This window comes from Erwinia sp. PsM31 (assembly GCF_030433775.1).
Taxonomy (GTDB): Bacteria; Pseudomonadota; Gammaproteobacteria; order Enterobacterales; family Enterobacteriaceae; genus Erwinia; species Erwinia aeris.
This window is the reverse complement of record NZ_JARUWZ010000022.1, coordinates 39,788-53,773: the sequence shown is the minus strand read 5'-3', so window position 1 is coordinate 53,773 and position 13,986 is coordinate 39,788. Positions and strand designations below refer to the sequence as shown.

Genomic DNA, 13,986 nt, shown 5'->3' with positions numbered 1-13,986 from the left:
AATAAGTTTTATTGATAAATTAAGTTAACAGCAGAGATAATACTTGTGGAATAAACACCTGAATCAAGTAAGAAGTTATGACTCTTTGTCATGCCATAGTTTCAGCAATACCCACCTGGCCTACGTTTATCCACGAAAAAATGAACATGGCCTTGTTAAAAGGATATTTACATGTCTACTTTTCCAGCTGCTGAGGCTGAGAGTAATCAGAGCGGTAACACAAGACCCGCTTTACGTGAACAGCGCCTGCAGGAGCTGTTGGAAAGCTGTCAAAGCCATATATTGCAGCAGCTAATTGGTCCATTTGGGCTGAATAGTACGATGTTTACTGACAGCGATGGCGGCAACGTAACGACTACCCATAATTTCGAAAAAGGCGTGGTGGCGACGGACAGCGATAAAGCACGTTACGAGGCCTGGTCCGAGACAAACAGCGGTGGCTACAACCGCAAGCCTTACGACAAAGAGCTGTCTGGCAAACGCAAAGACATGTTCATGAAAGACGAACCCATCATTTCTGCTTATACCGGCAATGAACTTAAAAGAGATGGTACAACTCATCTCGACCATGTCGTTTCCGCTAATCGCATTGAAACAGACAGCCGTAATAATCTGTTTATGACGCAGGCGCAACGGGTAGCAATGGCTAACGATCCTAAAAACCTCGTTGCGGCAGAGAGTAATATCAATCAGTCCATGCAGGAAATGGAGAAAAATGAATGGGCTGATAAGGTGCGTAAAAATAATAAAGGGCAAGGCCTGAGCAATACAGAATATTTTGGCATAGACAGGGAAAAGCTCGCACAGACGGCCAGTACGGCAGAGGCACATGTCAAAAAAGATGTACTGATAGCTCAGGTAAAAAAACAGGGTGCGGAACTGGCGAAAACCGGGGCGCAACAGGCGATAAGATCTGCACTCCGTCAGGCGCTGGGCATAGCATTGCACACGCTTGTTAATCATACCTTTATCGAGCTTAAGCGGCTGTTTAACGACCCTGATAAAAGCAATCTGATCGACAGACTGACGGCGGCGCTCAAACGCGTAGTCAATCAAGTCTTATCTAAACTGCGCGCCATGTGGGATGCGGCTGTAAACGGCCTGCTGCAGGGATTTATCAGCAACCTGCTGACCTTTCTGATCAATAACTTTATTACCACAGCAGCAAAAGTTGTCTCTGTGATCCGTGAAGGGATGGCAGGCCTGTGGAAAGCGGTAAAAATGTTGATCAATCCGCCACCCGGCCAGACCGGTATTGAAACCGCGCGCGCCGTGACAAAAATTTTAGCCGGTGTAGTAACAACCTCTTTGGGGCTCATGTTTGAAGAGGCTATCAAAGGCTTTCTGTCCGGCATTCCGCTGCTGCTGCCAATGGTGGGGATCCTTTCTCCCGCCATCACCGCTATCCTCACAGGGATTGTTTCGTCGCTAGTTGTCTACGGCCTGGATCGTTTTTTCGACTGGCTTTCTCAAACCGGCACCGAACGCCTGAAGGCAATGGAAGTCGGTCTGGATGCGGGTAAAGAGAACATGGGGAAAATGGCACAGTGGCTGGAACTCCAGTTTCAGAATTCTGCAAGCTATCGCATGATCGGTGCAGACTACCAGCTTATCGAATCCCACCTGAAGAGCGCTCGCAACAGCCAAAGTGACGCCGCAGCCAGCCAACGCACAAGAATACAGGCGAATCAGCAATTCAATCAACAACTGGACGCTAACATCGACTCGCTCGGCGCTGCAGAGGCTGATGTCATGCTGCTTCTGGAAAATTATCTGGCAAAGGATCCTTTGTAATGGATGTCATTAAAGATTTGGCGCAGGTTCGCGTATCAGAAGCCATGCTCCGACAGGTAGATGTGCCCGGTCTGTTGAAGAGTTTCAAGGAAGATTACGACAAGCTGGATAATCTTAAAAAAGACAGGGAAAAGCATGAGGCTCGTCATGCGGTCTCTCGCTGGTGGAATTCTGACGAGCTGGAAACGGCGCAGCTGAACGCCGCCGAACTGCAGGCCAGCTTCGCTAAAAAGCTGGGCCAGCTGATGATGATTTCCATCGCCCAGGCCCAGATGCTGAATGAGCAACAGCAGCAGCTGCAAAATCAACAAACCCGCATCAAAAAACAGACCAATGAGATAGCTGAAACAAATGAGGTCATTAAAGGACAGCAGGAGACGCTGGCAGTACAGCAGCAGTCGTTGGAAAAGCTGATTAATGACTATTTTGAATTAAAAGGCTTAACGGCCGAAGGCGCTAAACAGCTTATCCTTATTGCTCATGAAGTTAAGCAGACTAAAGAGCAACTGTTGGAAGCCTTTGACGAAAAGCTTTTGGAAGCACAAAGGCTTCATCAACAAACTGAACTAAGCCTGCAACATTACGACATCGCCTGGCAGCGCCAGCGTCAGCAGATACAGGATGAATCGCAGGCGCTGGCTCGTTGCGTGGAAGATCAGCTTGCCAATCAGCAAAAAGACGTAAGCGAGGCGCTTAAGGTAGCGCAACAGCAAACGGAAGCCTTTTGCCAGAAGCTCCACCAACAGTATGAGCAGCAAACTATAGCTTTAAAACAATGGAGCGAGGATGCATTAGCCATGCAGCAGCGCAGGCTGGCGCGCGTGCAAATGCTGGCTTTCGGCAGCCTTTCAGCTGCTGCTGGCGCGCTTGTCTGGATTGGATGGATGAATCGCGGCCTTTTTGGCGGCTGACATTTACGCCGGATAAAAAAAGCCCCACTCGAAGGTGGGGCTTTTGTTTTATCTTACCGATTGATTACTGCTTGCGGATGTACTCATCCATCTCGGTTTTCAGGTTATCGGATTTGGTGCCGAAAATGGCCTGAACGCCGGAACCCGCCACGACCACGCCCGCTGCGCCAAGCTGTTTCAGACCGGACTGATCCACTTTGGATACGTCCGCCACGCTGACGCGTAAACGCGTGATGCAGGCATCAAGGTTAGTGATGTTCTCTTTACCACCGAAAGCGGCAACCAGGTTAGCAGCCATTTCACTGGAATTACCTGCCGTTTGCGTCGTTGAAGTTTCTTCACGGCCCGGCGTTTTCAGATTCAATTTAACAATCAGCACGCGGAACACGGTGTAGTAAACCAGACCGTACAGGATACCGATAATCGGGAACAGCCAGATACGGCTGCTGTTGCCGCTCAGCACCACAAAGTCAATCAGGCCGTGCGAGAAGCTGGTGCCGTCGCGCATCCCCAGCAGGATACAGATAGGGAAAGCCAGACCGGCCAGGATAGCGTGGATCGCATACAGGACTGGCGCCACGAACATAAAGGAGAATTCGATTGGCTCGGTGATGCCGGTCAGGAACGAGGTCAGCGCGGCGGAAATCATGATGCCGCCCACTTTCGCACGGTTTTCTGGTTTAGCGGAGTGCCAGATAGCAATCGCTGCCGCAGGCAGGCCGTACATTTTAAACAGGAAGCCGCCGGAGAGTTTGCCCGCGGTCGGGTCGCCTGCCATATAGCGCGGGATATCGCCGTGGAAAACCTGACCAGCCGCATTGGTGAACTCGCCGATCTGCATCTGGAAAGGCACGTTCCAGATATGGTGCAGACCAAACGGCACCAGAGAACGCTCAATTACGCCGTAGATACCGAAAGCGACTACCGGGTTCTGATAGGCGGCCCACTGTGAGAATTCCTGAATGGCGGTACCAACTGGCGGCCAGATAAAGGAAAGCAGGATGCCGATAAAGATTGCCGTGAAACCGGAGATAATTGGAACAAAGCGCTTACCCGCAAAGAAGCCGAGATATTCCGGCAGCTTGATACGGTAGAAGCGGTTAAACATATAGGCTGCTATCGAACCGGCAATAATACCGCCCAATACGCCCGTATCGGCGAGATGCTTCGCTTCGATCTCCCCGGCTGGCATATGCAGCACCAGCGGTGCTACGACCGCCATCGTTTTTACCATGATGCCGTAGGCCACCACCGCCGCCAGCGCAGAAACGCCGTCATTGTTGGTAAAGCCCAGCGCCACGCCGATGGCGAAAATCAGCGGCATATTGGCAAAGACGGATCCACCTGCTTCCGCCATAACGTGAGAGACAACGGCGGGCAGCCAGCTGAAGTTGGCGGAGCCTACGCCAAGCAGAATACCGGCAATCGGCAGCACCGATACCGGCAACATCAGCGATTTACCGACCTTTTGCAGGTTTGCAAATGCGTTTTTGAACATAGTGTGAAACTCCTGAGTATGGGTGCTTTACGCGCTTTTCAACGCGATATAACGGGGGGAGGACCCGCTATGGGTGGAGCGCTTTGCGCCCTCGTGATTTATTACGAACTGTAAAATAATTCCGAAAGCATTTGTTTGACGGTTATCACGTTTCACTGAACAACCGCCTGCTATGTAGTTTAATTCCCGGAAATTTGCCAGTTTTTGCCCATTGAAAAGCCGTATCGCCCACAAACAGGCGATACGAACTACTTTTTTTACAAATTTATTACGAGCAATAAAATAAAGCGCTTAGTCGGTAAGACGGCTCATCGGCACGTGGAAAAGGCGGGAGAAATTCGCGGTGGTGGCTTCGGCCAGCGTTTCAATACTGACGCCTTTCACTACGGCCATATAGTCCGCTACATCGCGCGTGTAGGCGGGCTGATTCTCTTTGCCGCGGTAAGGCACGGGCGCCAGATAAGGCGAATCGGTTTCCACCAGCATGCGATCGAGCGGAACATAGCGTGCCGCTTCGCGGATCGTTTCCGCATTGCGGAAAGTGGCAATGCCGGAAAACGAAATATAAAAGCCCATATCCAGCAGCTTTTCCGCCGTTTCCCGATCTTCCGTAAAGCAGTGCAGTACGCCGCCGCACCCTTCCACCTTCTCTTCTTTCAGGATCGCCAGCGTATCCTCGCGCGCATCGCGCGTATGCACAATAACCGGTTTATTCAGATCGCGGCCGATGCGAATATGCTCGCGGAAAGAGGCCTGCTGCTGCGCCATGGTTTCTTTCTGATAGTAGTAGTCCAGCCCGGTTTCGCCCATGGCGATAACACGCTCGTCGGCGGCCAGCTGGCGCAGCGCGGCAAAATCATAAGGTTCATCCTGATTGAGCGGATGCACGCCGCAGGAGTACGCTACGTTGGGACGATCGCCAATCAGGTCGGTCATCGCTTTATAGCCGGGCAGCGTGGTCGCTACCGCCAGCATAAACTTCACGTCGCGCGCGGCGGCTTTCGCCAGCACGTCATCCACATCGCGGTGCAGGCTTTCATAATTCAGGCCATCAAGATGACAGTGGGAATCGACTAAAAACATAATTATTCTCTGGTTCGTTAGCCGACCACGGAAGCATGGAGCATTTGCTCCCACGCCAGCAGCTGGTCGGTCAATAAGAGTTCACGGTTTACGGCCACCACGTTCAGCAGGCGATCGCGGCACAGGAACCATTGGCGAATGCTCTCATCCAGCGCGCTGGCCGGTAGCTGACGGGCAACCTCCGCCACCAGCGTCTGGCTGTCGGCATTGGCGATAAAGCGCCCGCCGCCCTGCTGCCATTTCAGCGCATCCACCAGCAGCGCGCAAAGCCAGCCGGTACGCGCCGCCGCGTCGTCGTGGTTCAGAACGGGCAGCAAGGATAGCATATCTTTTTGCAGCGCCCCCGGCAGCGCCTCGCACAGCGCCTGCCGCGCCGCCCAGCTTTTTTCCAGCAGCGTTTGCGCCGCTGCAGGCGCGCCGCCGCTTAGCCGCAGCGCGGTCAGGCAATCCTGCTGTGATGCGCCAGCCTGCTTTTGCAGCCAGCTCAGGCTTTGCGTCTCGTCCGGCGCGGCCAGGTGAACGCTTTGACAGCGGCTGCGCAGCGTGGCCAGCAGCTGTGACGGCTGCTGGCAGCAGAGCAAAAACCAGGTGTTCACCGGCGGCTCTTCCAGCGTTTTCAGCAGCGCGTTGGCGGCGGCCTCCGTCAGCTGAGCGGCATCGGGCAGCCAGACCACTTTCGCTCCGCCCTGCTGGGCATGATGGAAGAGCTTCTCCGTAACGCCGCGCACCGCATCAATACCCAGCGAGCTTTTGCCCTTTTCCGCCGACAGTTCGTACCAGTCCGGATGCGTATGGGCCTGCATCAAACGACAGGCGTGGCACTCTCCGCAGCTTTTCAGCCCGTCTCTGCGCTGGCACATCAGCCAGCGGCTGATCCCCCAGACCAGCGAGGCATCGCCCATGCCCGGCAGCGCCTGGAGCAGCAGCGCGTGGTGTCCGCGTCCGGCCTGATGCTGGCCGACGATCTGCCGGTAAGGCTGGTTAAGCCACGGATACCAGATCATGACCGTACCTGTAGCCACTGCGCCAGCGTCTGTCGGATAGCGGCGGAGACGCCCTCTATATCCTGCGTGGCGTCGATAGTTTTAATGCTTTCGTCCGCGGCGGCCAGCGTCAGATAGCGTTCACGCGTGCGGGTAAAGAAGTTCAGCGACTCCTGTTCGATCCGATCTAATGCGCCTCGCGAGCGGGCGCGTTGCAGGCCGATTTCTGGCGTCACGTCCAGATAGAGGGTCAAATCAGGCGCGAAATCACCCAGTACGCTCTGTTTCAGCTGCGCCATCAGACGGATATCCATGCCTCGCCCGCCGCCCTGATAGGCCTGAGAAGAGAGATCGTGGCGATCGCCAACCACCCAGGCGCCGCGCGCCAACGCCGGTTTAATGACATTCTCCACCAGCTGCACTCGTGCCGCGTAAAGCATCAGCAGCTCCGCACGATCGGTGATCTGCTCGCCTTCAATCCCCTGCTTGATCAACTCGCGGAGTTTTTCCGCCAGCGGCGTGCCGCCCGGTTCGCGGGTAAAGACGATATCCTCAATGCCGTGCTGTTTAAGCGTCGCAACGATGGTATCCCGAGCGGTCGTTTTGCCCGCGCCTTCCAGCCCTTCGATAACGATAAAATTACTTTTCATTTTTTTCCTTGAGCAGCAGGCGCCACGCCTGGACCGCGCGATTGTGGCTCGCCAGGTTAGTGGTAAAAGTGTGTCCGCCTTTGCCGTCCGCAACAAAATAAAGGAAGTCCGTTTTTTCCGGATGCGCCGCGGCTTCCAGCGAGGCTTTGCCCGGCGTGGCGATAGGCCCCGGCGGCATGCCGGCAATCACATAGGTGTTATAGGCCGTCGGCGTTTCCAGATCCTTGCGCGTCAGCGTGCCTTTATAGCTGTCGCCCATACCGTAAATCACGGTCGGATCGGTCTGCAAACGCATTCCCAGCCGCAGACGATTGATAAATACCGAAGCGACCTTGCTGCGCTCTTCGCCCAACGCCGTCTCTTTTTCCACAATCGACGCCATGGTTAACAAATCATTTTTATCTTTATAGGGCAGCCCGTCCGCTTTGTTCTGCCACAGCGTATCGACGATTTTTACCATCTGGCCGTGAGCCCGCTCCAGGATCGCCACGTCCGTGGTATTGGCGGTGTAGGAATAGGTATCGGGATAGAACCAGCCTTCGACGTTTTGCTCCGACATTTTCAGCGTCTGACCCAGCGTGGTCAGTTTATCGTCAGCCAGCGTGTGTTTGATATAGGGCGCTGTGCGCAGCTGCGCCAGCCACTCCTGCATCCGCGACCCTTCGATAAACCGGATCGGGAACTGCGCCTCTTTACCGCTGGAGAGCAGCGCCAGCATCTGCCGTACCGTCATACCCTGCGTGAAGCGATAGGTACCGGCTTTAAAATTCGCCAGCTCCGGCTCCAGCTTGAGCAGCCAGCCAAACCAGATGGAATGCGGAATAATTTTTTGCCTGTTCAGCTCGGCTTCCAGCACCACGCGGCCCGATCCGGCCGGAAGCGTGAAAATCGTCTCATGGTTAATCGAGAGCGGCGAACTGGCCAGCTGCTTAATTTGCCAGTAGCTGAAAGCCAAACCGGCGATAACAAGCGCGACGATCCCGCCGACTAGTTTGCGTTTTACTGTCATAAATTTCCCTGAAAATCGTGCTCATTGATCCGATTAAACAACGTTCTTGAGCGATAAAACCGGTTGTCTATCTCCACTACCGGCAGCACTGGCATCAGCGCATTGGTGATAAAAATTTCGTCCGCTTGTTCGAGGATCTGTGGCGGTACGCTGACTTCCCTGACTCTGACACCCTGCGCGGCCAGCAGCCGCATCACCCGCTGACGCTGGATACCGTTTACGCCGGCCTGCGTCACGTCGGGGGTAAAAACTTCCTCGCCTTTACGCCAGAATAAATTTGCCGCACAGCATTCCACCAGCAGCCCCTGAGTGTCAAGGACCAGCGCTTCGTCAGCGCCGGTCTGCTCAAGCTCTGTGCGAATGAGTACCTGTTCCAGGCGATTAAGATGCTTGATACCGGCTAACTGCGGATTGCGGCCCAAACGGATGGTGCTTAGCGCCAGCCTTACGCCCGTCTGGCGCAGCTGATGATAATGCGTCGGATAGTCCGACAGCATAATGATGCGTGAAGCCTGCTGGCAGCCGCTGGCGCTGTAGCCCCGGCCGCCGACACCGCGAGAAACAATGACTTTAAGCACGCCGGTTGTACGCGTCGCGGCGGCTATCTTCATCTCTTGCCGCAGGGCTTGCCAGTCAACATCACGGATTAGCAGGCGCTCGCAGGCCTGCTGTAATCGTTCAAGATGCGCGCGCAGGTCAAAGACTTCACCCTGCTCTATACGGGCCGTAGTAAAACAGCCGTCACCAAACTGTACGGCGCGGTCCCTGACGGACAAATGCTCCTGAGGCTGACCGTTTATCCAGATCATCTGCTCTCCTTATTTGCTACGCGCAAGCTTACCTGCATCCTCGCGTAGATTCACGTCCGTTTAAACGGCTAAAGTAGCATGGGGATAAAACAAAAAAGGCCCGCATTTGCGGGCCTGCAAATAAAACTAACCTTTTGAAACATAAATAATTTTACTTCACAGTTTCTGCTTTATGTTTATACTCATTTTCAGGCCATGCAGGCTAACATTATGTAAAATTGTAGACAACCTGCACAATGACGGTTTTTTCCCCTCTCAATACCCCGACATAAATTATTTCCAGAGGATTTGAGCCATGCCAGCACACTGACTCTGCATCACATTCATTTTGTTGCTTATAACCGGCTGAAGCCAGGTAATTATTAATTCTGTGAGTATCAACAGTATCATAAAATTTTATTGCATAGACGTGCGTTGCCGGGCCGGTAATGTTGGCAAAATCGAAGTCATAGCGACAGGAAATACGCGGCATTTTTTTGAGAATATCAGGCGTATAAAAATTGTATTCACGCTTATTCTGTTCGGTATAGTGTGCGCTACCAGCAAACTCCATCCTGATGTAAGGCCAGGTACAGGCAAGTGCGGCAATAGCTACTATAAAAATGGGAATAAGTACCTTCAACGATTTACGCATAGGGTAATGTGCCTCGCTTTGCTTTATCAATGTACGAACCATCAGCGGAAGCGATACTGACCTTCCCGGAATGAAAGTCATCCCACGGTCTGACCCAGTTCATAAAATCAGGTAATACACCTTTATGCGGCCTGCCATTAGGGGATTTTTCAGGATCGGGGAAAAGAAGTGGTAAAAATGAATCGTTTTTAAAGGATCCTATTGGGCCGTAATGATCCCAACGCCTGAGCGCCTCTTTCTTACTAACAGGTCGTAATGCTGGAAAAACATCGTGGCTGGAAATGACGCGGTAGAACCCCAGTAAATCTGAAACCAAATCTTCCCCGCTAAATCCACTATCCGTCATAAGATTAAACGGAAACGAGGCCTGCAAACCTTCAAATTTCCGTGCCAGCGACATCATCATTGCCAGTGCAATACTTTGCCGTTCAGAATTAGAACGCCCTTTTTTAATGCGCCAGGTTATAAATTTACCTGTCCTGTAAGAGTGAGTCGGGTCAACCATAGCCTGCGAATAAGAAACGTCATAGCACGCCTGATCTGAGTGTTCTCCGTTATCGATTTTTCTCAACAGGCTTTTAATATCGCTACCCTGCGCATGACCGAGATCGACCCATCCAAGTACTTCAGTATAAATCAATCCATATCTTAAATGACTTTGGCGACCGTCAATTATATTTTGCCGTTTACTCATTTATGGAGTTCCTTTCCATCAAAATAGCCCAAATAATAACCAGGAAATCACATCCCTTCCATCGACTATTTTTCCTTTCAGAATCAAGCCCACTGTAGAAAATTTTGGCTGGAATTACGCAAGCACACCCGGCGCGGTGCTGGTTTGTCTGCAAACTATTTATTCTGTCAAATTACAGGGGTGCGTACGCTGCAATGGCGGCCAGGTCTGAACGACTCAGTAAGCAACAGGCGACACTTTAATAGGCGTATAAAAACCCGCACGCGAGTGACAATTTAGTCGATTAGAAGACTGGACTTCTGTTTAAGTGCGCTCACCTGCTGGCCGGGTTAATACAGAGTGCATCGGACGCGCATCAACAAACGAATGCAGAGGACTACATCTGTGGATTCCAGAGGAGCCGTGATGTACCAGAAAAAATCTAAGATGCTGAATTGATAATAAAACAGGCGTGAATACTATACAAAAAAGGCCCGCATTTGCGGGCCTTTTTTCACAACAGACAATCAGATTTTCCGGAAGATCAGCGAGCCATTAGTGCCGCCAAACCCGAAGGAGTTGCACAGAGCGTACTCCAGTCCTTTAACCTGACGCGCCGTATGCGGCACAAAATCCAGATCGCAACCTTCATCCGGGTTATCCAGATTGATGGTAGGCGGAATGACCTGATCGCGCAGTGCAAGGATAGAGTAGATGGATTCTACTGCTCCCGCCGCGCCTAACAGATGACCGGTCATGGATTTTGTGGAGCTGACCATTACGTCATACGCCGCAGCGCCAAATACGGATTTCACAGCCTGCGCTTCTGCCACATCGCCCGCAGACGTCGAGGTGCCGTGTGCGTTGATATAGCCGATTTTTTCCGGCGACAGCTGTGCATCGCGCAGGGCGTTTTCCATTGCCAGCGCCGCGCCCGCGCCGTTTTCCGGCGGCGAGGTCATGTGGTAAGCATCACTGCTCATGCCGAAGCCAACCAGCTCGGCGTAAATCTTCGCGCCGCGCTTTTTAGCATGTTCGTATTCTTCCAGCACGACGATACCTGCCCCGTCGCCCAGCACGAAGCCGTCACGGTCTTTATCCCACGGACGGCTTGCCGCCTGAGGATTGTCGTTACGGGTAGAAAGCGCACGTGCCGCGCCAAAGCCGCCAATGCCCAGTGGCGTACTGCCTTTCTCTGCGCCGCCGGCAATCATGACGTCGGCGTCGTTGTAGGCAATCATACGCGCAGCCTGACCAATGTTATGCACACCGGTTGTACAGGCGGTAGAAATGGCAATGCTCGGCCCTTTCATGCCGTACATGATAGTCAGATGACCGGCAATCATGTTCACAATAGTGGAAGGCACAAAGAAAGGACTGATTTTACGCGGACCGCCGTTCACCAGCGAGGTATGGTTTTCTTCTATCAGACCAAGACCGCCGATGCCGGAGCCGATAGCGGCGCCGATACGGTGCGCGTTCTCGTCAGTAATGACCAGACCGGCATCCTGCATAGCCTGCATACCAGCAACAACGCCGTATTGAATGAAGGCGTCCATCTTGCGCTGATCTTTACGCGAGATAAACTCCTCGCAGTTGAAATCCTTTACTAAGCCAGCAAAACGCGTTGCGTAGGCACTGGTTTCAAAATGGTCGATCGGGCTGATGCCACTCTGACCGGCAACAAGAGCATTCCAGGTAGACTCTACGGTATTGCCGACAGGAGACAACATGCCAAGACCGGTCACAACTACACGACGCTTAGACACGTTCGTCCTCCAGGGAGGGGATAAAAGAGAATCAGTGGGACCTACAGATAAAACTCAGGCGGTCGAGCGACCGCCTGGAGATGCTCACTTACGCCTGGTGACCATTGATGTAATCAATAGCAGCCTGAACGGTAGTGATTTTCTCAGCTTCTTCGTCCGGAATCTCGGTATCAAACTCTTCTTCCAGAGCCATTACCAGCTCAACGGTATCAAGAGAATCAGCGCCCAGATCTTCTACAAAAGAGGCAGTGTTAACAACTTCTTCCTGCTTAACGCCAAGCTGCTCGCCAATGATTTTCTTAACGCGTTCTTCGATAGTGCTCATACTATTAAATTTCCTATCAAAACTCGCTTTCGCGATGGTTTTCGTAGTGTATAAAATGTTGAAAAAGATGCAACTAAATCCCGGCTGGTCAAACCACGAATTTACGCTATTTTGCGGGCATTACCGCAAATAACGCAAATAGTTTTCGCGATTATCAGACCATATACATTCCGCCGTTGACGTGCAGCGTCTCACCAGTGATGTACGCCGCCTCGTCAGAGGCTAAAAATGCAACGGCACTGGCGATTTCCTGCGCGCCGCCTAAGCGACCCGCCGGCACTTCCGCCAGGATGCCCGCACGCTGCTCTTCAGTCAGCGCACGCGTCATGTCGGTTTCAATGAAACCGGGAGCCACAACGTTAACGGTAATACCACGTGACGCGACTTCACGCGCCAGTGACTTGCTGAAGCCGATCAAACCCGCTTTTGCTGCCGCGTAGTTTGCCTGACCCGCATTACCCATTGTTCCAACAACGGAGCCAATGGTAATAATTCGGCCCACGCGTTTTTTCATCATAGCGCGCATTACCGCTTTTGACAGGCGGAATACGGAAGTCAGATTAGTGTCCAGGATATCCTGCCACTCGTCGTCCTTCATACGCATCAGAAGATTATCACGCGTAATGCCAGCATTATTGACTAAAATGTCCACTTCGCCAAATTCTGCGCGAATATTTCCCAACACTTCGTCAATAGACGCGCTGTCGGTAACATTCAGCAGCAGGCCTTTGCCATTGCTGCCCAGATAAGCGCTGATTGCATCCGCACCGCTCTGGCTGGTAGCGGTACCAATCACCTTCGCGCCACGCGCGACCAGGGTTTCTGCAATCGCACGGCCAATGCCGCGGCTCGCGCCGGTCACCAGCGCAATTTTTCCTTCGAAGCTCATCTTCATCCTCTTTTTACTGCTCGATCGCCGCTGACAGGCTAGCCGCATCGCCGATCGCCGTTGCCGTCAGGGTGTCTACAATTCGTTTTGTCAGGCCGGTCAGCACTTTGCCAGGCCCTGCTTCCAGCAGCGACGTAACGCCCTGCTGCGCCATGAACTCTACGCATTCAGTCCAGCGAACCGGGCTGTAGAGCTGGCGAACCAGCGCGCTGCGGATCGCTTCAGGCGACGTTTCGCACTTAACATCCACGTTGTTGACGACCGGCACGGTTGGCGCGCTAAAGACAATCGCCTCCAGCGCGACGGCCAGCTTGTCCGCAGCGGGCTTCATCAGCGCGCAGTGCGACGGGACGCTAACCGGCAGCGGCAGCGCACGTTTTGCGCCAGCGGCTTTACAGGCTGCGCCAGCGCGTTCTACCGCCGCTTTGTTGCCCGCGATAACAACCTGACCCGGCGAGTTAAAGTTCACCGGAGAAACAACTTCGCCCTGCGCCGACTCTTCGCAGGCTTTAGCGATAGCCGCGTCGTCCAGACCGATAATCGCCTGCATGGCGCCCGTGCCTGCCGGCACCGCTTCCTGCATCAGTTTGCCGCGCAGTTCGACAAGTTTGATCGCTTCTTTGAAGTCGATCACGCCTGCGCAAACCAGCGCACTATACTCGCCCAGGCTGTGTCCTGCCAGCATTGCAGGCTGAGATCCGCCTTTTTCCTGCCAAACGCGGAAAATAGCAACAGATGCAGCCAGCAGAGCGGGCTGCGTCTGCCAGGTTTTGTTCAGTTCTTCAGCAGGGCCGTTTTGCACCAGCGCCCACAGATCGTAACCCAGCGCGTCGGAAGCTTCGCGAAACGTCTGTTCTACCAGCGCGTTTTCTGCCGCCAGTTCGGCCAGCATACCCACGGTCTGCGAACCCTGACCTGGAAAAACCATAGCAAATTGCGTCATTGTTATATCCTGTTAA

General features: G+C 53.2%; 14 protein-coding genes. 2 read left to right on the top strand and 12 right to left on the bottom strand.

Annotated elements, in window-relative coordinates; translation table 11 throughout:
• Positions 1-171 precede the first annotated feature (171 nt).
• A complete protein-coding gene (locus QCD69_RS16130) occupies positions 172-1,794 on the top strand; it encodes a hypothetical protein (RefSeq protein WP_301252734.1) in 1,623 nt (540 codons plus the stop codon).
• A gap of 245 nt (positions 1,795-2,039) precedes the next feature.
• Positions 2,040-2,705, top strand: coding sequence for a hypothetical protein (locus QCD69_RS16125; protein WP_301252733.1), 666 nt, complete (start codon positions 2,040-2,042; stop codon positions 2,703-2,705).
• A 64-nt stretch (positions 2,706-2,769) separates the two neighbouring features.
• Here QCD69_RS16125 and ptsG read toward each other — a convergent pair whose 3' ends face one another.
• The 12 genes from ptsG to fabD all read right to left on the bottom strand — a co-directional run bounded on the left by ptsG (position 2,770) and on the right by fabD (position 13,970).
• Positions 2,770-4,203, bottom strand: a complete 1,434-nt coding sequence (gene ptsG / locus QCD69_RS16120) for a PTS glucose transporter subunit IIBC (protein WP_253454588.1) — start codon at positions 4,201-4,203, stop codon at positions 2,770-2,772.
• Positions 4,204-4,494: 291 nt separating this feature from the next.
• Positions 4,495-5,286 carry a metal-dependent hydrolase gene (locus QCD69_RS16115; RefSeq protein ID WP_301252731.1) on the bottom strand — a complete coding sequence of 264 codons (792 nt, stop codon included), beginning with the start codon at positions 5,284-5,286 and terminating at the stop codon, positions 4,495-4,497.
• A 17-nt stretch (positions 5,287-5,303) separates the two neighbouring features.
• A complete protein-coding gene (holB, locus tag QCD69_RS16110) occupies positions 5,304-6,290 on the bottom strand; it encodes a DNA polymerase III subunit delta' (protein ID WP_301252730.1) in 987 nt (328 codons plus the stop codon).
• Entirely contained in the window at positions 6,287-6,919 is a 633-nt protein-coding gene (gene tmk / locus QCD69_RS16105; protein ID WP_253454591.1) for a dTMP kinase, read from the bottom strand. Before tmk ends, holB begins: the two co-directional genes overlap by 4 nt.
• Complete coding sequence (gene yceG / locus QCD69_RS16100) at positions 6,909-7,928, bottom strand: cell division protein YceG (RefSeq protein WP_301252728.1); 1,020 nt, start codon at positions 7,926-7,928, stop codon at positions 6,909-6,911. Before yceG ends, tmk begins: the two co-directional genes overlap by 11 nt.
• Entirely contained in the window at positions 7,925-8,737 is an 813-nt protein-coding gene (pabC, locus tag QCD69_RS16095; protein ID WP_253454593.1) for an aminodeoxychorismate lyase, read from the bottom strand. The genes yceG and pabC overlap by 4 nt, the downstream gene beginning before the upstream one ends.
• A 208-nt stretch (positions 8,738-8,945) precedes the next feature.
• The gene (locus QCD69_RS16090; protein ID WP_301252726.1) at positions 8,946-9,371 is read right to left on the bottom strand and encodes a hypothetical protein; all 426 of its coding nucleotides are present in this window, start codon (positions 9,369-9,371) and stop codon (positions 8,946-8,948) included.
• On the bottom strand, positions 9,364-10,065 hold the full coding sequence (locus QCD69_RS16085) for a hypothetical protein (protein WP_301252724.1): 702 nt from the start codon (positions 10,063-10,065) through the stop codon (positions 9,364-9,366). The genes QCD69_RS16090 and QCD69_RS16085 overlap by 8 nt, the downstream gene beginning before the upstream one ends.
• Positions 10,066-10,571: 506 nt before the next feature.
• On the bottom strand, positions 10,572-11,813 hold the full coding sequence (fabF, locus tag QCD69_RS16080; RefSeq protein WP_125290770.1) for a beta-ketoacyl-ACP synthase II: 1,242 nt from the start codon (positions 11,811-11,813) through the stop codon (positions 10,572-10,574).
• Between the two features lie 88 nt (positions 11,814-11,901).
• A complete protein-coding gene (gene acpP, locus QCD69_RS16075) occupies positions 11,902-12,138 on the bottom strand; it encodes an acyl carrier protein (RefSeq protein ID WP_004157115.1) in 237 nt (78 codons plus the stop codon).
• 154 nt (positions 12,139-12,292) lie between these two features.
• Positions 12,293-13,027, bottom strand: coding sequence for a 3-oxoacyl-ACP reductase FabG (fabG, locus tag QCD69_RS16070; protein ID WP_125290771.1), 735 nt, complete (start codon positions 13,025-13,027; stop codon positions 12,293-12,295).
• Positions 13,028-13,040: 13 nt separating this feature from the next.
• On the bottom strand, positions 13,041-13,970 hold the full coding sequence (gene fabD, locus QCD69_RS16065) for an ACP S-malonyltransferase (RefSeq protein WP_301252721.1): 930 nt from the start codon (positions 13,968-13,970) through the stop codon (positions 13,041-13,043).
• Positions 13,971-13,986 lie beyond the last annotated feature (16 nt).

What these genes read in the sequence shown, in the direction of transcription:
- QCD69_RS16130 (WP_301252734.1), top strand. Translation starts at nt 172, where the DNA reads ATGTCTACTTTTCCAGCTGCTGAGGCTGAGAGTAATCAGAGCGGTAAC.
- QCD69_RS16125 (WP_301252733.1), top strand. Translation starts at nt 2,040, where the DNA reads ATGATGATTTCCATCGCCCAGGCCCAGATGCTGAATGAGCAACAGCAG.
- ptsG (WP_253454588.1), bottom strand. Translation starts at nt 4,203, where the DNA reads ATGTTCAAAAACGCATTTGCAAACCTGCAAAAGGTCGGTAAATCGCTG.
- QCD69_RS16115 (WP_301252731.1), bottom strand. Translation starts at nt 5,286, where the DNA reads ATGTTTTTAGTCGATTCCCACTGTCATCTTGATGGCCTGAATTATGAA.
- holB (WP_301252730.1), bottom strand. Translation starts at nt 6,290, where the DNA reads ATGATCTGGTATCCGTGGCTTAACCAGCCTTACCGGCAGATCGTCGGC.
- tmk (WP_253454591.1), bottom strand. Translation starts at nt 6,919, where the DNA reads ATGAAAAGTAATTTTATCGTTATCGAAGGGCTGGAAGGCGCGGGCAAA.
- yceG (WP_301252728.1), bottom strand. Translation starts at nt 7,928, where the DNA reads ATGACAGTAAAACGCAAACTAGTCGGCGGGATCGTCGCGCTTGTTATC.
- pabC (WP_253454593.1), bottom strand. Translation starts at nt 8,737, where the DNA reads ATGATCTGGATAAACGGTCAGCCTCAGGAGCATTTGTCCGTCAGGGAC.
- QCD69_RS16090 (WP_301252726.1), bottom strand. Translation starts at nt 9,371, where the DNA reads ATGCGTAAATCGTTGAAGGTACTTATTCCCATTTTTATAGTAGCTATT.
- QCD69_RS16085 (WP_301252724.1), bottom strand. Translation starts at nt 10,065, where the DNA reads ATGAGTAAACGGCAAAATATAATTGACGGTCGCCAAAGTCATTTAAGA.
- acpP (WP_004157115.1), bottom strand. Translation starts at nt 12,138, where the DNA reads ATGAGCACTATCGAAGAACGCGTTAAGAAAATCATTGGCGAGCAGCTT.
- fabG (WP_125290771.1), bottom strand. Translation starts at nt 13,027, where the DNA reads ATGAGCTTCGAAGGAAAAATTGCGCTGGTGACCGGCGCGAGCCGCGGC.
- fabD (WP_301252721.1), bottom strand. Translation starts at nt 13,970, where the DNA reads ATGACGCAATTTGCTATGGTTTTTCCAGGTCAGGGTTCGCAGACCGTG.